Origin of the sequence: Flavobacterium sp. N502540 (genome assembly GCF_025947365.1) — a bacterium.
GTDB lineage: Bacteria > Bacteroidota > Bacteroidia > Flavobacteriales > Flavobacteriaceae > Flavobacterium.
Map to the genome: position 1 here is coordinate 4,975,942 of NZ_CP110012.1, position 19,580 is coordinate 4,995,521.

General features: G+C 35.3%; 24 protein-coding genes. 12 read left to right on the plus strand and 12 right to left on the minus strand.

What is annotated here, in order from left to right:
- The first annotated feature begins 85 nt into the window (after window positions 1-85).
- From OLM58_RS20745 to OLM58_RS20800, 12 genes are all read left to right on the plus strand, one after another.
- Complete coding sequence (locus OLM58_RS20745; RefSeq protein WP_264530459.1) at window positions 86-691, plus strand: Crp/Fnr family transcriptional regulator; 606 nt, start codon at window positions 86-88, stop codon at window positions 689-691.
- 72 nt (window positions 692-763) lie between these two features.
- Window positions 764-1,510 carry a GNAT family N-acetyltransferase gene (locus OLM58_RS20750; protein WP_264530460.1) on the plus strand — a complete coding sequence of 249 codons (747 nt, stop codon included), beginning with the start codon at window positions 764-766 and terminating at the stop codon, window positions 1,508-1,510.
- A 311-nt stretch (window positions 1,511-1,821) separates the two neighbouring features.
- Window positions 1,822-2,202: a DoxX family protein gene (locus OLM58_RS20755; RefSeq protein ID WP_264530461.1), complete on the plus strand. Its 381-nt coding sequence runs from the start codon at window positions 1,822-1,824 to the stop codon at window positions 2,200-2,202.
- Between the two features lie 9 nt (window positions 2,203-2,211).
- Entirely contained in the window at window positions 2,212-2,424 is a 213-nt protein-coding gene (locus OLM58_RS20760) for a hypothetical protein (protein WP_264530462.1), read from the plus strand.
- An 89-nt stretch (window positions 2,425-2,513) separates the two neighbouring features.
- The gene (locus tag OLM58_RS20765) at window positions 2,514-2,891 is read left to right on the plus strand and encodes a VOC family protein (RefSeq protein WP_264530463.1); all 378 of its coding nucleotides are present in this window, start codon (window positions 2,514-2,516) and stop codon (window positions 2,889-2,891) included.
- A gap of 15 nt (window positions 2,892-2,906) precedes the next feature.
- A complete protein-coding gene (locus OLM58_RS20770) occupies window positions 2,907-3,413 on the plus strand; it encodes a DinB family protein (protein WP_249965603.1) in 507 nt (168 codons plus the stop codon).
- 2 nt (window positions 3,414-3,415) lie between these two features.
- Window positions 3,416-3,889 carry a DUF1440 domain-containing protein gene (locus OLM58_RS20775; RefSeq protein ID WP_264530464.1) on the plus strand — a complete coding sequence of 158 codons (474 nt, stop codon included), beginning with the start codon at window positions 3,416-3,418 and terminating at the stop codon, window positions 3,887-3,889.
- 255 nt (window positions 3,890-4,144) lie between these two features.
- Window positions 4,145-4,903, plus strand: coding sequence for an MlaE family ABC transporter permease (locus OLM58_RS20780; RefSeq protein ID WP_264530465.1), 759 nt, complete (start codon window positions 4,145-4,147; stop codon window positions 4,901-4,903).
- A gap of 2 nt (window positions 4,904-4,905) precedes the next feature.
- The gene (locus tag OLM58_RS20785) at window positions 4,906-5,685 is read left to right on the plus strand and encodes an ABC transporter ATP-binding protein (protein ID WP_264530466.1); all 780 of its coding nucleotides are present in this window, start codon (window positions 4,906-4,908) and stop codon (window positions 5,683-5,685) included.
- A gap of 27 nt (window positions 5,686-5,712) precedes the next feature.
- Complete coding sequence (locus OLM58_RS20790; RefSeq protein WP_264530467.1) at window positions 5,713-6,540, plus strand: MlaD family protein; 828 nt, start codon at window positions 5,713-5,715, stop codon at window positions 6,538-6,540.
- A gap of 131 nt (window positions 6,541-6,671) precedes the next feature.
- A complete protein-coding gene (locus OLM58_RS20795; RefSeq protein ID WP_264530468.1) occupies window positions 6,672-7,187 on the plus strand; it encodes a DNA-deoxyinosine glycosylase in 516 nt (171 codons plus the stop codon).
- A gap of 116 nt (window positions 7,188-7,303) precedes the next feature.
- Window positions 7,304-7,738 (plus strand): DUF6526 family protein, encoded by a 435-nt coding sequence (locus tag OLM58_RS20800; protein WP_264530469.1) that lies wholly within the window; start codon window positions 7,304-7,306, stop codon window positions 7,736-7,738.
- A gap of 25 nt (window positions 7,739-7,763) precedes the next feature.
- Here OLM58_RS20800 and OLM58_RS20805 read toward each other — a convergent pair whose 3' ends face one another.
- The 12 genes from OLM58_RS20805 to OLM58_RS20860 form a co-directional block, all read right to left on the minus strand.
- Window positions 7,764-8,933 (minus strand): hypothetical protein, encoded by a 1,170-nt coding sequence (locus OLM58_RS20805; protein WP_264530470.1) that lies wholly within the window; start codon window positions 8,931-8,933, stop codon window positions 7,764-7,766.
- A 563-nt stretch (window positions 8,934-9,496) separates the two neighbouring features.
- Window positions 9,497-10,720, minus strand: coding sequence for a sterol desaturase family protein (locus OLM58_RS20810; protein WP_264530471.1), 1,224 nt, complete (start codon window positions 10,718-10,720; stop codon window positions 9,497-9,499).
- Between the two features lie 161 nt (window positions 10,721-10,881).
- Entirely contained in the window at window positions 10,882-12,168 is a 1,287-nt protein-coding gene (locus OLM58_RS20815) for a Glu/Leu/Phe/Val family dehydrogenase (RefSeq protein ID WP_264530472.1), read from the minus strand.
- Window positions 12,169-12,597: 429 nt separating this feature from the next.
- Window positions 12,598-13,452: an EamA family transporter gene (locus OLM58_RS20820; protein WP_264530473.1), complete on the minus strand. Its 855-nt coding sequence runs from the start codon at window positions 13,450-13,452 to the stop codon at window positions 12,598-12,600.
- Between the two features lie 30 nt (window positions 13,453-13,482).
- Window positions 13,483-14,802 carry a serine hydrolase gene (locus OLM58_RS20825; RefSeq protein WP_264530474.1) on the minus strand — a complete coding sequence of 440 codons (1,320 nt, stop codon included), beginning with the start codon at window positions 14,800-14,802 and terminating at the stop codon, window positions 13,483-13,485.
- 1 nt (window position 14,803) lies between these two features.
- Window positions 14,804-15,244 carry a MarR family winged helix-turn-helix transcriptional regulator gene (locus OLM58_RS20830; protein ID WP_264530475.1) on the minus strand — a complete coding sequence of 147 codons (441 nt, stop codon included), beginning with the start codon at window positions 15,242-15,244 and terminating at the stop codon, window positions 14,804-14,806.
- 116 nt (window positions 15,245-15,360) lie between these two features.
- On the minus strand, window positions 15,361-16,824 hold the full coding sequence (locus OLM58_RS20835; protein WP_264530476.1) for an AAA family ATPase: 1,464 nt from the start codon (window positions 16,822-16,824) through the stop codon (window positions 15,361-15,363).
- Window positions 16,825-16,952: 128 nt separating this feature from the next.
- Entirely contained in the window at window positions 16,953-18,071 is a 1,119-nt protein-coding gene (locus OLM58_RS20840) for a vWA domain-containing protein (protein WP_264530477.1), read from the minus strand.
- Window positions 18,072-18,177: 106 nt separating this feature from the next.
- The gene (locus OLM58_RS20845) at window positions 18,178-18,576 is read right to left on the minus strand and encodes a YchJ family protein (RefSeq protein WP_264530478.1); all 399 of its coding nucleotides are present in this window, start codon (window positions 18,574-18,576) and stop codon (window positions 18,178-18,180) included.
- Complete coding sequence (locus tag OLM58_RS20850; protein ID WP_070908224.1) at window positions 18,548-18,778, minus strand: hypothetical protein; 231 nt, start codon at window positions 18,776-18,778, stop codon at window positions 18,548-18,550. The genes OLM58_RS20845 and OLM58_RS20850 overlap by 29 nt, the downstream gene beginning before the upstream one ends.
- 111 nt (window positions 18,779-18,889) lie before the next feature.
- Complete coding sequence (locus OLM58_RS20855) at window positions 18,890-19,033, minus strand: hypothetical protein (RefSeq protein WP_173967417.1); 144 nt, start codon at window positions 19,031-19,033, stop codon at window positions 18,890-18,892.
- Window positions 19,033-19,575, minus strand: a complete 543-nt coding sequence (locus tag OLM58_RS20860) for a hypothetical protein (RefSeq protein WP_070908223.1) — start codon at window positions 19,573-19,575, stop codon at window positions 19,033-19,035. The genes OLM58_RS20855 and OLM58_RS20860 overlap by 1 nt, the downstream gene beginning before the upstream one ends.
- Window positions 19,576-19,580: the final 5 nt, after the last annotated feature.

Sequence of the window (19,580 nt, forward strand, 5' to 3'; positions counted from 1 at the left end):
TCTTCGCGATAGCGAATCCGCGTCATCCGTGTATCCTATAATCCACAATATTTCCTTATTTTTGATAGGTAAAACTTCAATCAAAATGTCAATCAATCAAAATAAGTACCTCAACGATTTAAAAATAAAATTCGAAAGCTACGCTCCTATTTCAGAAACGTCCTGGCAGTTAATTGAAAGTATTGCTGAAATTCAATCCATTAAAAAAGGAGATATTTTACTTCAAAACGGACAAACTGCAAAGGAAATATATTTTATAATCAAAGGCGCTTTACGGGCTTTTATCACCGATTCGGCAGGTAATCTCTATAATAAAAACATATTTCTTGAAGGTGATTTTGCCGGTTCAAAGGCTTCTCTACTGCAGCAAACTGCTTCTCATTTCACCATAGAAGCACTTGAAGATTCTGTTTTGATTCAACTTAACTACAAAAAATACAGAGCACTCATTGATCAGAACAACGATCTCAAAAATTATTACATTGCCTATTTGGAAAAAAACTGGGTAATCGAAAAAGAACAACGCGAAATTGCTCTAGTCATGCAAAATGCTACCGAGAGATATGTACAGCTTTTATCCAAACATCCAGATATTGGAGACCGTATTCCGTTGCTTCACATCGCCTCCCATTTAGGAATTACCCCTACCCAACTAAGCCGTATCCGAAAAAATCTCGAAAAAGATTTGTAAATCAACATATGTAAAGGTTTCCTATAAAAGCCGGAAGTATCTTTGTCTTAAATTCTTATAACTAGTATCAAAATGAAAAATATAAACTTAATCGAAGACAACTTAAATAATCTTACCGGAATGTGGAAAACGGTTAGTTCCTCTTTCCTATCCTACCATACAACTCCTCTTTTTGAATATAGCAAAGTTGAAAATTCAGGCTGGCCTAATAAATTGTGGTTTCGAAAAGACATTTCTAAAAATGACATCGGCGAAATTACTAAAACCATGCAGGCCAATTCAGAATTAGCTTTCGCTTATTGGGATATCTACGGAACAAAATCGTACGAAATACTGGATGCCAATGGTTTCTCATTAAAAAGTGAACAGGTTGCGATGGCTTTAAAATTAGATCAACAATTTTCACTGCAAGCCCAGCTCAGTTTTAAAAGAGTGACCACTGAACAGGATGCCAAAATATGGGCAGATCTGTATCCTCATGCTTTTGGTTACGTGATTAGCAAAGAAATCCTGATTCAGAATTACAACAACGTTCATTTCTATTCGGTTTCCTTAGACGCTCAACCGATCGGAACTTTTATGCTGTTTCAGACTCAAAATACAATTGGAATTCATGGCTTGGGAGTAATTCCCGAAATGCGCAGAAAAGGTTTTGCCGAGGAAATTATGAAATATGCGTTAAATCTATCCATCGATTTAAATGCGGATTATGCGCAGTTACAAGCTTCTGTCATGGGAAAAGACATCTACACTCGATTGGGTTTTGAAGATTTGTTTGTGATTAAGAATTATGTTTTGGGAACAAATTCCAAATCTTAAATTCCAAACTCCAAGTTTCGGGTTTCAAGTTTCAAGAGAAAAGAGAAAAGAATATAGAATATAGAGAATAGATTTTGAAACTTTACTCTTTACTCTTTACTCTTTACTCTTTACTCTTTACTCTTTACTCTTTACTCTTTATTCTTTACTCTTTATTCTTTACTCTTTATTCTTTACTCTTGACTCTAAAATCTAAAATCTTCCACTCTGTCCCAAATGCCCCTAAAATAGTCGTAAATGTGTAGTCCGTTCAAAAGATAAGAATTGTAAGTTTGTAATACATTAATTAACAACCTTTTAAAAACTATCCCATGAAAAAAGCAAAAATTATCTTTTGGATCACTACTACTATTATCTTTTTATTCGAAGGTGTAATGCCGGCCTTAACTTCTCAGACAGAATTAGCAAAAGAAGGAATCAGACATTTGGGCTATCCCGAGTATTTCGGAAATGCCTTAGTTGTCTTTAAAATTCTTGGTGTTTTAGTCCTGGTGATTCCTTCCATCCCAAAAAACATAAAAGAATGGGCATATGCGGGATTTGGTTTCGACTTTATTTTTGCTTCCATCAGTCACGCTGCTGTAGACGGCATCAATTTCCAGGTCTTCTTTCCTTTAATCTTTTTAGTAATTCTGGCGATCTCTTACGTTTATTATCATAAAATAGAGCGTTATAAAAACATCGCTTTATAACCTCTCGAAATGATGATAGAAGTTTATAAAACAAATGTTCAGGAAGTCGAGCAATCTCGACTGATTGTGGGGAAACTTCTGGAACATTTTCCAAACAGTCATATTAATTTTGATTTAGAGGACTGTGATAGAATTTTACGCGTTCATGCACCGTCAATTTCAAATCAAAGAATAATAGAACTTCTTGATTCCTATGGCTATCATTGTGAAGTTCTTCTGTAAGTCCTAAAAAACAACAACGATCTGATTTATAAAGTTTTATTGATAAAATTTGTAAATTTGAAATACTATCAACCTTCAAATCTAACCAAATGAATTTACCGGCCGGACATCAGACCATAATGCCTTACTTGATTTTAAATGGCGCGTCACAATTTATAGAATTTACTCAAAAAGTCTTTGATGCAACAACTTCTTCCGATCATGTACTACGCGAAGACGGAACGGTTATGCATGCAGAAATTATCATTACCGGAAGTACTATCATGGTTACAGACGTAGTTGAAGACTGGTCAAGACAAACCGCTAACCTATTTGTTTATGTCCCGAATGTCGATGAAACCTATAAAAAAGCATTAGAAAATGGTGCTACGAGCATAATGGGAGTCAGCGATAAAGAGTATGGCAGAACTTGCGGCGTTACCGATCCGTTTGGGAATGTCTGGTGGATCACTACAATTCTTTCTTAAAAACAAAAAACACTTATGAAAACGGAATTAAAACAAGACATTACCACTACTATTGGACAATTTTACGATACGCTTTCTCTTTTTACGCAGAACGAAGTAAATCAAGTACCGTTTGAAGGAAGCTGGACTGGTGGACAGGTTGCCCGTCATATTATAAAATCGACCTCAGGACTACGTCAGGTTTGCGAGGCTAATACACAAAAACTCCCCGCTAACTACGACGAAAAAATTCCTCTAATCAAAGAGATATTTCTCAATTTCAGCACCAAATACAACTCCCCTGATTTTATATATCCCGAGGACCGCGAATATGACAAAACCGAGTTGCTTTCGAGTCTTCAAAGAATTGAAAAGGAAATGCAGGATATTGCTGAAAATTATGATTTAACACTCACCTGTATGGATTTTGAAATACCAGGTATTGGAAATTTAACAATCTACGAGTTATTAAACTTCTGTGTCATGCACTCCAAAAGACATTTAAATCAATTGAAAAACGTCTATAATGTTGTAAAAAACTAAATATGAGATCCAAAACCAAAACCATTTTAACCGCCTGGCTCGTTGCCGGGACATTAGACCTAACGGCTGCCATTACAATTTATGCTTTTATACTCCAAAAAACCACTGCAATAAAACTATTGCAATCTATTACAAGCGGCGTTTTTAAAAAAGAAGCCTATAGTGGAGGCTCATTAATGGCACTCTTCGGTATTGGATTCCATTACTTAATTGCACTAAGTTTCGCCTGGTTTTATTTTTTCATTTATCCTTATCTGCCTTTTCTCAAAAAAAGTGCAATTGTTTCCGGATTCCTTTATGGAATTTTTGTGTGGATCATCATGAATTTAATTGTGCTGCCTATTACCTTTCCTGTACTTCCCGAAAAACACTTAGATTTCCCGTTATTCCTTTCCATGTTGATTCTTATATTCTGCATCGGACTTCCTATTGCACTTATAACACGAAAATATTATAGTTTTCAGACGCAGTCTTAACGATAAACCTGAAACTCAAAACGTCAAAAATCCCTTTTCACACAAAGGGATTTTTTTATTTCATAAAGCCCACACAACGTGAGTTTTACATATTATTTTATTGATCCAATGCTAATTATATAAACTTCAGAAAAAGTTATGTAAGATTTCTTCTGTAGTTTTCAAGTAACTTTAATCTTTGATCATAAAGACGATAAGTGTCTTTTTAAGATTTACATTATTCCGTTTTCGATTTAATACTAAAAACCTATTATTTTGATTCTCTCTCTAAAAAATACTTTCACCGAAATAGGAAATGCAACTTTGTTTGCAAAGCAGTTTTTTAAGGAAGTTTTTGTTCCTCCTTATGAGGCCAAAGAGTTTGTAAAACAATGTTATGTAATTGGATATAAGTCACTGCCTTTAGTAGCCATAACCGGTTTTATTATGGGATTGGTACTCACCCTTCAATCTCGTCCTACACTGGTCAACTTTGGAGCGGAATCCTGGTTGCCCGGAATGGTAGCTCTTTCCTTAATAAGAGAAATTGCTCCCGTAATTACGGCTTTAATTTGTGCCGGAAAAATCTCCTCGGGAATTGGTGCCGAATTAGGCTCGATGAAAGTAACCGAACAAATTGATGCGATGGAAGTTTCGGCAATTAATCCTTACAACTATTTGGTCGTAACCAGAATTTTAGCCTGTACCTTAATGGTTCCCATTTTAGTCATTTTTGCAGATGCTGTGGGCATTATTGGTGGTTTTGTTGGAATTAATATTCACGGTGATGTTAATTTCTATCGCTATCTGACTCAAATTTTACAATCGCTGGAATATCTGGATCTGATTCCTGCAACCATTAAAACGTTCTTCTTCGGATTCTTTATTGGAATGATTGGATGTTTTAAGGGATTTAATGCCTCTAATGGAACTGAAAGTGTGGGGAAAGCAGCAAATTCAGCAGTTGTAACGGCTTCGCTTACCATTTTTATTCTCGATATGATTGCCGTTCAAATAACCGATTTATTCTTTTAAAGATGATTGAAGAAAAAGAAAATACAGCCCTTAAAACTAAAGCAGGAAGCAAAACTCCGATCATCGAGATCAGGGATTTGCATAAGACTTTTGGTGCAAACAATACTGTTCTGCAAGGTGTAAATCTAACGGTGAATAAAGGGGAAGATTTAGTGATTCTTGGGCGTTCCGGTTCTGGAAAATCGGTCACCATAAAATGTATTGTGGGTTTAATCACACCCGATCAGGGCGAAATAAAAGTGTTTAACGAAAATGTATTAAACCTGAAGAAATCTGAGCTAAATCAGATAAGGGTTCGAATTGGATTTTTATTTCAAAGTGGTGCACTATATGACTCAATGTCGGTACGAGAAAATCTGGCTTTCACTTTACAAAAACACAAACAGAACTTAACTCCTGAAGAAGTTGAAACTGAAGTCATGGAAGCTTTAGAGAATGTTGGTTTGGGGGATGTGATCGATAAAATGCCGTCTGAACTATCAGGGGGAATGCAAAAAAGAATTGGTCTGGCCAGAACTTTAATCTTAAAACCGGAAATTATCTTATACGACGAACCCACAACGGGATTAGACACCATAACCTCGCGTGAGATCAGCGAATTAATTCTCGATATCAAACACAAGCGTAAAACAACTTCCATCATTATTACTCACGATATGGCTTGCGCAAAACTCACTGCCGACCGAATTATGGTTCTAAAAGATGGAACAATACATGCCGAAGGAACTTATGAAGAACTGGAAAAAGACGAGGACGAATGGGTACGCTCTTTTTTCAAATAAAACAAAATAAATAAAATAGTAGAAATCATGGATAGACAATCTGGATATACCTGGAAATTGGGAATGTTTGTAGCAATTGGATTGTTACTTTTTATAATAGCCATTTACTTTATAGGGAAACAAAAGAACCTCTTTGGTTCCACCTTTCACATCAGCTCCCGATTTAAAACTGTGAGCGGTTTGGAAGTGGGCAATAATGTACGTTTTTCAGGAATTAACATTGGTACGGTCGAAGAAATCAGACTGATTAATGATTCGTCTGTCGTGGTTTTAATGGTGATTAAAGACGATGTTAGAAAATTCATCAAAACAGACGCTCGTGCCAGCATTGGTTCTGACGGATTGATGGGCGACAAGGTTCTCACTATTTCTCCCGGCATAAAATCACAAAAAATAATCGAAAACAACGGAGCCATTGCTTCAATTGACGGAATAGAAATGCAGGACATCATGAAAAGTGTCAAAAAAAGCGTTGATAATGTTGGAGTCATTTCTGATGAACTTGCCACTTTTAGTCATAGTATGAATAACGGAAACGGTGCCCTGGCACGATTAGTCCGCGATGATAAAATGGCCAATAGCGTTTCGAATACCCTTTCGAATCTGGAAAGCGGTACCAAAGGTTTTAGTGATAATATGGAAGCTGCCAAAAATAACTTTCTGCTGAGAGGTTATTTCAGGAAAAAAGAGAAAGAAAAGGAAAAACAGAAAGAAGAAGCTAAAGAGAAAAAAGAAGAACAACAGGAAAAAATCAATAAAGAAAAAGAGGAAAAAGCCAAAGAAGAAAAACAAAAACAGGAAAAACAAAAAGAAGAAGACGCTAAAAAGGCATCCTCCGGAAAAGATAAACCATAGACAAACTTCAAAAAAAAAGAAAGCAAAACACAAGCTGTAATCCAAATTAATTTGACTTCAAAGTTTTAATGAAACTCTTTAAAAGTAACTTTTAAAATCTTTACTTTACTGCTTTACAAAAACAGTACTTCATGAAAAGTTTTTCTTTCCCGCCCATATCCAACAAAGATGCTGTTATTCTGATTTTGGGCACCATGCCCGGAACCAAATCATTGGAACTGAATCAATATTACGGTCACAATCAGAATAATTTCTGGAAATTTATGTTCGTTATTTTGAAAGAGGATCTCTCTGCTGATTATGAAACCCGAAAAGCTTTGCTGCAAAAAAATAACATTGCGGTGTGGGATGTGTTACAGCATTGTGACAGAATAGGGAGTTTGGACAGTGCTATTAAAAATGAAACCCCTAACGATTTTGAAACCTTTTTAGAAGAACATCCCAATATCACAACCATTCTTTTTAACGGACAAAAAGCAGCGGCATTCTTTAAAAAATATGTCCAACTGAAAAAAAAATATCACTTGATTACATTACCCTCAACAAGTCCGGCAAATGCGGGTAAAAGCTATGAATCTAAACTTCAGGAGTGGAAAATTTCCGTTGATCCACATCATAATAATACCTCGACACGTCACACAGATTAATTTTTTTTAATACATTTAAGTTGTAAAAAACATTGATTGCGTTATTTTTTCTTTGAATAAGCTATTCTCTTCCGGAGTAGCCTTGTTACTTAATCGGAAACCAAAACGATATCATTATGAAAATCCAAACTTACTACAATCATGTTCGGTTTTATAGCCCACATCATTTTGTTTATTATCCGGTTTTAGCACTATTCTTAGGCTGCAGTATTTACTTTGCCTGTACTACCCAAAATACACTTATTTGGTCTTTTATAAGTGTTTGTTTTCTATTTCTGTTTTTTCTCGCCTATATGCTGCGCCAGCATTACGCCCTGACGCTTCAAAACCGAATTGTGAGGCTCGAACTTCGTTATCGTTATTTGAGCCTTACCGGAAAAAGGCTTGAAGAATTCGAGTACAAACTAACCGACGATCAGATTTTTGCTTTGAGATTTGCTCCAGATAACGAAATCCTACCGCTTTTGGAAGATGCTCTTAAAAATAACCTTACCGGAGACGCTATAAAAAAAGCCATCGTGCACTGGAGAGCAGATTACAACAGGGTATAAAAACAATGGAGAGGATAATCTTTCCCTAACTTCTATTTCTGCGATTAAACAAAACATACACTAAAAAAAGAATCAGCCAAACGCTTGCAATCACGCCAAAATACATCCCAATAATTGACGGATGTAAATAGTTGGATTCGTAAAACAACTTATCAAAAGTGATAAACTTCTCCATCAGTGCTTTTCGGTCAAAGCTGTTTCGAATTGTATTGAGTACTTCATCGCGATGTTCTCTAAAATAAAATGCATCTGCGACAAGTTTTTTGGGAACAATACTACTCTCGATTTTATACTTTTTTAAAAGAGTATCCAGCTTCTGAAAATTCAACTGCAACGAGTCTTTACTGTATTTGTAGAGCAATTTATAACGTTGTACAGCGGCATCGTACTGTTGTTTTTCTGCTGCAATTCCTTCTACCGGTTTAAACAATGATTTATTTTCGAGAAAAATACAAATGCTATCGTCGTATTGAGGCTGTACCTCAACACCTCTGAATAGGATCTCTGCACTGTCTTTAATCACTTTTTTGGCTATAATTCGCTTCGAAAGTTCTTTTTTATCTAAACCAATTTCGTCCAGAATCTTACTGGTTACGATCGAGGCTTTATCTAAATCGGTTGTAAGCACTTTCAAAGTATCGATGCTGTAATACGTGCTCTCTGTGTTGTAATAACCATTTGCTATTAAAACGCTATCCACTACCTCCGTGACAGGATAGGGTTTTGGATATAAGATATTAACCGGATTAAACAACTTTTCAGAACTGTAAGAAGTATAATTGTATAAAAACGGATTTAAAACATTCAGTAAAGTTTTGTCTTTGTTGAAATTAACTTCCGGAAGTTCGCTCCTTAATTTGGCATTCAATCCAAAGCTATAACTGATGAAAAATGAAAAACTCAGAAAACAAATCAGCAGTAATACCAAACCGGTTTTAAGCAGATTGGTCAAAGAATAGGTATATCGGGAATGATATCTAACCAAAAATATCAGGAAGAAAAATAAAAACAAACCGCTGATGAAAAAATGGGAAATGGAAACATCATCATAAAATTTAAATCTGTAAAATTCAAAATAGGAATTGATATTGGCAATGCCTTTAAAGGTAAAAAAACCATATAAAAAATACCCTAAATGAATGAACAGCAGTACCAAAAAAGACTTTACAAAGAATTGCTTTAATTTTTTTTCCATTTTATATTTTGAGAATTTACTCTCAAATATAGCCAATCTGATTTAAAAATGAAATTTTCAAACCCTCTTGAGGAAAATTCTCCAAATCAGAATTAGTCCTTTTTCCAGATTCCAATACCATTAAAACTGATACAAATTCAATGCAAAAGACAACATACACAATTGATAATCAAATACATTAACACAAAGTAAAATTAAATAAAACTGAATTGAGTGATTATTTCTCATTTACTTTAAATATTATATTTTTATCACTTAGGATGATAGATACCTGAATTTTTTCGCCACGAATGCACGAATTATTTGAAATACAAATTCGTGCATTCGTGGCAATTATTTATACTATTCAGAAGTTTCCAATTGCAGTACATCTTCCTGGTAATGTTTACTAAGTGAGAATAATTGCTCGGCAAAAATCATAATCGCGAGGCACCGAAAAATTAAGATTCTAAAAGGTTTCAAGGTTATAAGTTTGCTACAAATAACAAACGTCCGTGTTTTTTCGCCACGAATACACGAATTATTTGAAATACAAATTCGTGCATTCGTGGCGATTATTTATACTATTCAGAAGTTTCCAATTGCAATACAACTTCCTGGTAATGTTTACTAAGTGAGAATAATTGTTCGGCAAAAATCATAATGGCAAGCGGGATAAAGAAAAAGGAAAGCAAATTTTCTTCGTACAAAAAATAAGTGGTTACCATAAAAATTCTCAGGTATTCCAGATAATAAATCCATCTTCTTTGTTCCAATAATGCTCCGCAATTCACTAGTGTTACCAGAATAATTGACAGCACAAAAATTTTGTCCGAGACATTTAACCACTCAAAACAATACGTAAAAACCGTTAAAAGCAGCGTGGAAACCCCAAGCTGGATATAGAGGTAATTTTTAAATCGAAGCCTCTGATGCGGATTAGCTTTGTCCTGTAGAAAACGTTTCTCTAAGGTTGGTCGAATATCCTGATCCATATGGGCAGGACTGCCAAATACCGCTTTCCATTTTGCTTTAAACCCTGTTGAGCGCTTCCACAGTTCATAAATCTCAAAATAGTAATGAAAATGCTGCCACAAGAAACTATACGTTTTGAGTGGATGTGTTAAACCGTATTTTGGTTTTTCTTCCTCTTCCTGAAAAGTTCCGAAAAGACGATCCCAAAAGGTAAACATATCGCCATAATTTTTATCGAGATACTTCTCATCAGACGCGTGATGTACGCCATGTACAGAAGGCGTAACAAAAACATACTCCAGCCATTTTATTCTGCCAACAAGCTGTGTATGCGTAAAAAAAGAATAAGCTCCGTGTACAATCAGCATGGTAATAACCATAGAGGGGTGAAAACCAATAAGCGGCAGTACACACCAAAATCCTGTTCTAATCACGGCCTGAAAAGTCGTAATTCTGGCGGCCGCGGTAAAATTAAACTCTTCGCTATGATGATGTACGATGTGTGCTGCCCAGAAAAAATTAACTTCATGCCCCAACCGGTGGTACCAATACCAGACAAAATCGGTGGCAAGAATTAAGGCAATCCAGACAAAAATAGTACTCGAAATGTCAAAAAATCGATAATTATCATAAATCAAATAATACAACTGATAAAAACTGGCTGCCACAAACAAGTTGATCAAACGCTCTGCAATGCCAATGCTAATATTTGAAACTGAACTTTCATAATTAAAAATTTCCGGTCTCTTTCGTCGTTGCGCAAGCTTGTATTCTAAAAAGAGAAAGAGAAAAAAAGCAGGCATAGCGAAAGCTAGAAAATTAATATGTTCCATTTTAAAAAATACTTATTTAATTCATAAAAAAACACAAAGCAGTAGTACTTCTATATCCTTATAAAAACAAAGACATTTTCATCAGTCAACAAGTTCTTTTTCGGCTGAAAATCTTCTTATTAATTGATGAAAACAATCTTTACTATTTAAAAATCTAATTTTTAATTCTGCTTAAATTTCGGGGTATCCAGCGCTACTTCTTTTACAGATTGCGTGTCGGCAACCTTTTTCAACGCAATAATATAAGCTGCAATACGTGGTGTAACATTATGCTTGGCTGCAATTCTGAAAACAGTTTCAAATCCTTTTTGTAAGATGTCCTCCAAGCGTGTATTAATCTGATGAATTCTCCAGGACTCCAGCAACGAATTCTGAAGCCATTCAAAGTATGAAACCGTAACTCCGCCCGCATTGGCCAGAATATCCGGAACCACTAAAACATTGTTATCGTGTAGTATTTTGTCCGCATCGGAAGAAACCGGTCCATTGGCACCCTCCACAATAATTTTAGCCCGAATATCATTAGCATTCTTTTGTGTAATCACATCTTCTTTGGCAGCAGGAATCAGTACATCCACTTCTAACAGCAATAAATCCTCATGTTTAATAGCAACGGAATTCGGATATCCTTTAATACTTTTATTATTCAGATTATAATACAAAATCAATTCGGGAATATTAAGTCCTTCCGGATTGTAAAACGCTTCGGAAACATCACTAACCGCTACCACTTTTAGTCCTTTTTCAAATAAAAATAAGGCCGAATGCAATCCAACATTTCCAAAACCCTGAATGGCTACTGTAGATTTTGCAGGTCTAAGTTTTAATTTTTCAAGGGCTAATAAAGTGATGATACTAACGCCTCTTCCTGTTGCTTCTACCCTGCCTAATGAACCGCCGGAATGCAAATGTTTTCCGGTTACTACCGCGTGAATTGTTTTGCCATGAAGTATCGAAAACTCATCCATTAACCATCCCATCTCATCGGGACCCGTTCCCATGTCCGGAGCCGGAACATCTTTTTCAGGTCCGAAAATATCGATTAAAGCTTTGGTATAAGCCCTTGTAATTTTCTCTAATTCATTCTTAGAAAGTGTCGTCGGATCACAAATAATTCCGCCTTTTGCTCCTCCAAACGGAATCCCGGTCACAGCCGATTTCCAGGTCATCCAGGCAGCCAGTGCTTTTACTTCGTCAAGGTTTACTCCCTTATCATATCGGATTCCACCTTTTGACGGTCCTAAAGCAGTATTGTGTATAATTCGATAACCTTCAAAGTTCTTTTCAGAACCGTTGTCCAGGGTAATTGAAAAATTAACGACAATTTGCTTTTCCGGACGCTGGAGTTTTTGCCTGATCGATTCGTCTAATCTAAGAATGTCTGCGGCAACATTAAAACGATCAATCATAGATTGAAAGGGGTTCTGTTTTATTAATTCTGCACTCATATTATATCGTTTAATTGGGGTTATTATATTTTATCTTTTACAAAAGTCTTTTCTAAGGTTTATTCATACTTGCTCTAACATGGGATTTTCCTAAAACAGCGTCGCATCATAACACTGGTATATCTATTGGTTCTCATTTTGTTTCTTTTTTTCCAGTTCTAAAAAAAGCCTTTCATTGGTGCATGAAAGGCTAAAAAAAAATAACAAGTAAATTTCTCTATTAACGCCATTTCATCACATAGTCCTGCATGCGACACATCGTAAAGCCACATAAAGATGAGATGATATTTTGACTATAGTTCTTCATTGTTATTGCAAATCTATAAAATATATTTTATAAATTCTATAGAATTAGTAGAGTTTATTTTTATAAAATGAAAAAATTAACAAACGACACCTGTTAATCAACACAATACACTTTGATAAATTTTATTTAAACTGAGAAATAACAATAAGAATGATTGCTATTAAAGCCAAAAAGATACCGATAAAGTTAATTTTAGATAATTTTTCTTTGAAAAAAAGCAAGCCAACAAAACTTCCTAAAACAATAACTCCCATGTTCATTCCTGCAAAAACTGTTGATGGGTTTTCAGCAAATGCTTTATGCGCCTTTAAGTAGAAGAGAATATTTCCGAAATTGAAGATCCCCACCAAGGCACCAAAAAGAATATTTTTAGAGTCCAGCTTCCTCTTTTTTATACCAATTTCATAGATTGAGATTAAAAACGCTACTGCTAAAGCGATACAGAACACCACAAACAAAGAGGTTGGATAAGGCAAAGTAGTATAAAGAGCGATTTGTTTGAAGAGAATATCAATAATGCCAAAACCTATTAGAACCACCGCGGGATAAATCCATGTATTCTCTGTAGTATCCGGCTGCTTTTTTAAGATGAGTAAAAGCGCCAGAAAGCCAATTAGTAACCCAATAATTTTATAGGTATTAAATTCTTCTTTAAAGATGAACCAGGCCGCCAGAATTGGAATGAATAACGATAATCGCTGGGCTGTATCAGTTTTCACAATCCCCACATTTTTTATGGAAGCTACCAGAAACAAAAAGACTACCGGCAATAATATCCCAATAGCAATGTAAATATTCCAGGGAGCATTTGCAGCAACTTCATTTAAATTTGGGCTAAAGGTAAAATAGCACAATGCTAAAGCAATAATATAATTGAACGCAATAATCTGAGTGGGATGTGTATTGTATTTTCGGGTTATTTTAAAAATGACACCTACAATTACACTGCACAAAATACTGAGGATAAGAAACAACATAGTATTAAATTTTGAACGCAAAAATAACGCTTAAACTCCTTTTGTTCTATTTTTTGTTTCTTTTATTCCAGCCTTTTTAATTTCTAACTGTATAATTTTTCCTTTACTATTTTTAATAAATTCTAATGTCGTATTATTATTATCTGAGCGAAAGAACTTTGTTTGTGATTCCGGCAACAATTCGATAGTAGAACCCGCATAATACAATTTGTTCTCCTTCTTTACAATTTTAATATTTTCATACTCCCCTATATATTGATCGTAAGACTTCGCATCTCCAGCTACCTGAATGTGTTTGTACGGAAGCTCTACCTCTTTCCCAAAACATATTCCCGCAAGGCCATAAGCAATATAATACGATTTTGACTGGTTGTTGGACAAAACAGTAATAAAAACTTTATCGGCAGTAAATTTGTTAAAGGATGTCATTGCCCCAAAAAAACCACCATCATGCGCAATTAATTGATGGCCCTGATTGTAAACAGGATTGATTATTACGCCAAAACCAAAGTTCTGTTCATTATACGATGTAAACATCTTTTTCTTAGATTCCTCTGATAGTAAAGTCTGACCATCGAAAAGTGCTTTATTCCACAAATTTAAATCTTCAACAGTTGAATATATACCATCATGACCACGATTAAAATTCCAATTGATGTATGGGTTTTTAGTTAATTTATCATCATTGAAATAATACAACTGAGTCATTTTATCCACTACAGCATCACTAGCAGAAACTCCGGAATTGTACATTTTAGCTTTATCGAATAGGTTTAGCTTTAAATACTCTTCATAAGATTGTCCCGATACTTTTTCAACAATGCGCGCTAATAAATAATATCCAATGTTACTGTAGGCTGTGCTGGTTCCCGGCTCAAACAGCAAAGGCTTTTTTGCCAGATACGTACAAACAGAATCTTTATCGAGATCTGTTCTTACCAAATACAATTCGTCAAAATCCATTTGAAAACCTGAATTATGAGTCAACATCATTTTTAAAGTGATGGCATCACCTTTAGGAAAACCAACAAAGTACTTACTCAATTGATCCTCTAATGATAGTTTTTTATGCTCCGCTAACTGCAAAATCGCAACAGCCGTAAATTGCTTCGAAACTGAAGCCAGGCTAAATTTTGAATCGACAACATTTTTTACTTTCCATTCATAATTCGCAAAGCCATATGCTTTTTTTAGAAGTATCGAATCGTTTTTAGAAACCAATACTGTACCGCAAAAATCATTAACTGCAAATTGTGCATCCATGTATTTTTCTAATTGTATACTAAGCCCCTTTTGTGAATATCCAAATGTAAATACCAACAATACGATTAGTGTTAATCCTGATTTCATGCTAATTATTTTTACAGTTAATGATTATTTTATGGAGTGTTTTATCCAGTAACGCTATTTCTTTCAGAGACAAGCCCTCAAGCGCCGTTTGCCTGTTAATCTCAATAACGGGTTGTATATCGTCAAGTGTTTTTTTTCCTTTTTTAGTGATTTCCAGATTAAATTTTCTTCGATCCACAGAGTGAATTGTACGGGTTATATATTCTTTTTTCACCATTAACTCAATCATTCTCGTAATGGAAGCACTGTCTTTAAATACCAGATTAGCCAATTCATTTTGGGAAATGTCCGGATTGTTGTTTAGTATAATTAAGACCAGGCATTGATCGACGGTAATATCTTTTACGACCTTGGTAATGTTTTTTTGTGCTAGTCTTCGGTATTCTTTTATTGCTTTCTCTAATGAGTACAAAGCTGTTCCGGTTGGATTTTCGAGTTGCATACTTTTTTATTTGATACAAATATAATTGACATATCAATATATTATGAAAAAAATTTCAAACCCGACAGATTTTTTAAAACTTGTCGGGTTTAGTTAGAAAAAAAATAGATTATGAACTACAATTTGCTGATGTAACTTCCGTACATATCTTTAAACTGATGTCCTTGAGCAAAACGGTCTTTGCTCAGTTTTTTGTATTCAACCAATCCCCACAGAATAAATTCTTTCATGAAGTACTGATCTTTTTTATCCAATTGAGGCAAATATTTTTTCAACAAAACATCCAGCGGAGTTACTTCGTCTAAAATGTTCTGATACTCTAAATCAGAAGCATCGTCTAACAATTCGAAGCCGCTTTCGGCAAAAAACCATTCGATTACATCTGAATAAGTTGTTTTTTCTCCTGGTTTTTCAAGTTTCTCTATTCGAGGTAATAACGTTGGGAATAAAGTTCTGATTGCTAAACCAATTAAATTTTGTGCTACCACGGCAGCTCCCTCCTGCTCTCCTTCATAAACCAGTTCTACTTTCCCGGTAATTGCAGGAATAATGCCTACAAAATCAGACAAACGCAAAGTGGTTTTATCTACTCCGGCTTTTAAAGCACGACGTTCTGCGGTACTCATTAAATTCTCGAAAGCGGTGATACTCATTCTGGCACTTACACCACTTTTATTATCGATATATTCGCTTTCGCGTGCTTCAAAACTAATTTGTTCTAAAATGTCTCTGGCCAGAGCCGGCACATAAACTAATTTGTGCTGTGTTTCATCCAGTTTGGCTTCCTGCTCTGTGATAACTCTCGCAATGGCAACGCTTTCAGGATAATGTGTAAGAATCTGCGAACCGATTCTATCTTTTAAAGGGGTTACGATACTTCCTCTATTGGTATAATCTTCCGGATTGGCTGTAAATATAAATTGCATATCCAAAGGCATTCTCAATTTAAATCCTCTGATCTGAATATCACCTTCCTGCAAAATATTGAATAAAGCAACCTGAATTCTGGCTTGTAAATCCGGCAACTCATTAATTACAAAAATGGAACGGTTGGCTCTCGGAATCATTCCGAAATGAATGACACGATCATCAGCATAAGAAAGCTTTAAGTTTGCAGCTTTTATCGGATCGACATCTCCAATTAAATCGGCAACGGTAACATCGGGTGTAGCCAATTTTTCGAAAAAACGCTCACTGCGATGCAGCCATGAAATCGGAGTATCATCACCTTTCTCCGCAATTAAATCTTTGGCAAAACGTGAAATAGGATTTAACGGATCGTCATTAATTTCCGATCCCGCAACAAACGGAATATACTCGTCTAACAATTCAACCATCTTACGTGCCAAACGTGTTTTCGCCTGACCGCGAAGTCCTAATAAGTTAATATTATGACGGGAAAGAATGGCACGCTCCAATTCTGGAATTACCGTATTTTCAAAACCGTGAACACCTTCAAAAACAGGTTTTCCTGACTTTATTTTCTCACGAAGATTATTGCGTAATTCGTCTTTAATACTGATACTTTTGTAACCAACAACTTTTAACTGTCCTAATGTTTTTATATTTTTTATTTCCATTTTTACTGATTGAAAAATTTCTAATTTGCTTTTTTTTAACTTTTAATGACCTCTTGCTTCGACTTCGCTCAGCAGGACACCGTCACTGAGACTGAAACTGAGACCGAGACTGAAACCAAGCCTAAAGACTACCTCACTCTCTTCTTCCTATTCGTTTCATAATCTTCAAAAATCATCTCTCCCAGTCCTTTCAATCCGGTGTAAAATGCTTTTCCCTGATTCGCTTCGGTAAAATGGTTGACAAAACGCTGTAAATACGGATCGTTTGCAATCATGAATGTTGTGATCGGAATGTGTAATTTTCTGGCTTGCTGTGCCTGTGCATAACATTTATCAACGATGTATTCGTCGAGTCCATTACTATTCATATAATAGGAACCGTCACGCTCGCGTACGCAGCTGGGTTTTCCATCGGTAATCATAAAAATCTGCTTGTTGGTATTTCGTTTTCTTCGTAAAATATCCATGGCCAATTGCAGTCCCGCAACGGTATTGGTATGATAAGGTCCTACTTGCAGATAGGGTAAATCTTTAATAGGGATGATCCAGGCATCGTTTCCAAAAACCAAAATATCGAGTGTATCTTTAGGATAACGAGTTGTAATTAATTCGGCCAAAGCCATGGCAACTTTTTTAGCGGGAGTAATGCGGTCTTCACCATAGAGAATCATACTGTGACTGATATCAATCATCAAAACGGTGCTCATTTGCGCTTTGTATTGAGTTTCTTCTACCACTAAATCATTTTCGGTTAGCATGAAGCTTTCAACGCCATTATTGATCTGGGCATTTCGCAGACTTTCTGTCAATGAAATTCGTTCTAAACCATCTCCAAAACTAAACTCACGAAATTCCCCCGTATGTTCGTCACCATTTCCGGCATGTTTGGTTTTATGATTGCCACTTCCGGAACGTTTTAAATTACCAAAAATTTGATCCAGAGCCTGTTGTCTGATAGCGCGTTCTGTCTTGGCAGTAATACCAAAACCACCGCTTCCGTCAGGTTTAACTTCGTCTTTTATGTAACCTTTCTTTTTTAAATCTTCGATAAAATCATCGATAGTGTAGTTCTCATCTGTTAGTTTGTATTCTATGTCTAACTCCCTTAACCAGCTGATTGCTTCGTCAAAATCACCCGAAGTATGGGTGATCAGCTCTTTAAAAATACCAAAAAGCTTTTCAAACGGAGACTGAAACGGAGCTTCGTACGACTTAAAATAAAAACCTTTTTTAAATTCGTTTTTCATAATTTTAAAATTACGTTATTTTAGAATTATGAAAAACGAAACGTTTATTAATTTTTAGTTAAAATATCTAACCAAAACTAACAACTAACAGTGTTAGGCTTGACAATTATTCAAACTTTCCATCAACATAAAACCACTCCTTATTTTCGAATTTAAAAGTCGAAAACTCATAATGCACTTGTGGTTTGTGGTCTGAATCCAAGAAATAAGCTTTGAACTCGACGGTATTTTCAGTAAAACTCAAAATTTCGAGTCTCTGCCATTTATTAGCTGTTGCCCATTTTAAAATTTCGGTCTTCGAATAATATTTTCTTTCCGAAATATAAGTGGTTTCTAATAGATAATCTGCCTTGTGACAGGCATAAGCCGAATATCTGGAACGCATTAAAGCTAAGGCCGTTGGTGCTTTTTGATTGTTTTCGAGATACTGACCACAGCAATTTTCGAACAATAATCCAGTATCACAAAAACACTTCTTACTCTCCATCAACCTGCTCTTCTCCATTAATTTTTACATGCAACTGATTCAATAAAACCTGATACCTGCTAATTTCTCTTAAATCTTCATCTTCTTCAGCATGATCCAGCATATCATCTAAGGTATCGCTTACTTCAAGCAATTTATTATTCGCTTCTCTATTGTCCTTTGCAGCAATTAAATCAATAATTTCCTGGACACTTGCTTTTAAATCTTCGTATTTACTCATCTGTATTGTATTATTTTTTTGTTTCAGGTTTCAAGTTTCAAGTTTCAAGTTTCAGGTTTCAGGTTATTCTTAATTTTAAGTTCCAACAAAAAAACTTGAAACTTGAAACATTTATTCTTCTTTACTCTCGTTAAACTTTTTAATAATTTCTTTAAGCTTTTCTTTGCGTGCAATCTCAGCCTGTTTTACTTTGTTCTGGGCTTTATGCAATTTGTCATTATGCTTTTTGATGTTCCTTTCGTTGTTGCGTCCCATTATATTTCTCTTTTAATTTCGTCTAAAGTTTTCTCGGTATAAATCAACTCGTTGATAATTTGCTTTCTCAACTCATCAATATCTTCATAATCAAAATGCTTTGCCCATGAAGTGAGCTGTTGCAGATTGCGAACTTGTTTTATTCGTTTCGTTGTTTCAAAACTGGTTCTTAAAACAGGTTTTCCATCATAATTTGGGTTTTTCTTATGCTGATAGGTTACCAGATTCTGATCGAAATCAGCTTCGATATAGTATAGTTTTTCTTCAGCATTATCCGGATAAAATTCGTTCCAGGCCGCAAAACCTATTTTAGTCTTGGAAGCAGTTTCCGGTACCATTGCTACCAAACGCCATTTGCTGTTGGCCAGTCTTCCCCAATGATTAGACACCCGGTACATTCCGGCTTCCGTATAATAATAAGCACTTCCGGCTTTGCTCTCAAACTGTTTCTTTAAACCTTCAATTTTATCTGAAAGTACTTCATGAAAAACACAAAAGGTATTTTTAAAGGAATTAGGATGTGGCTTGAAGTTTTTTTGCATGTGCA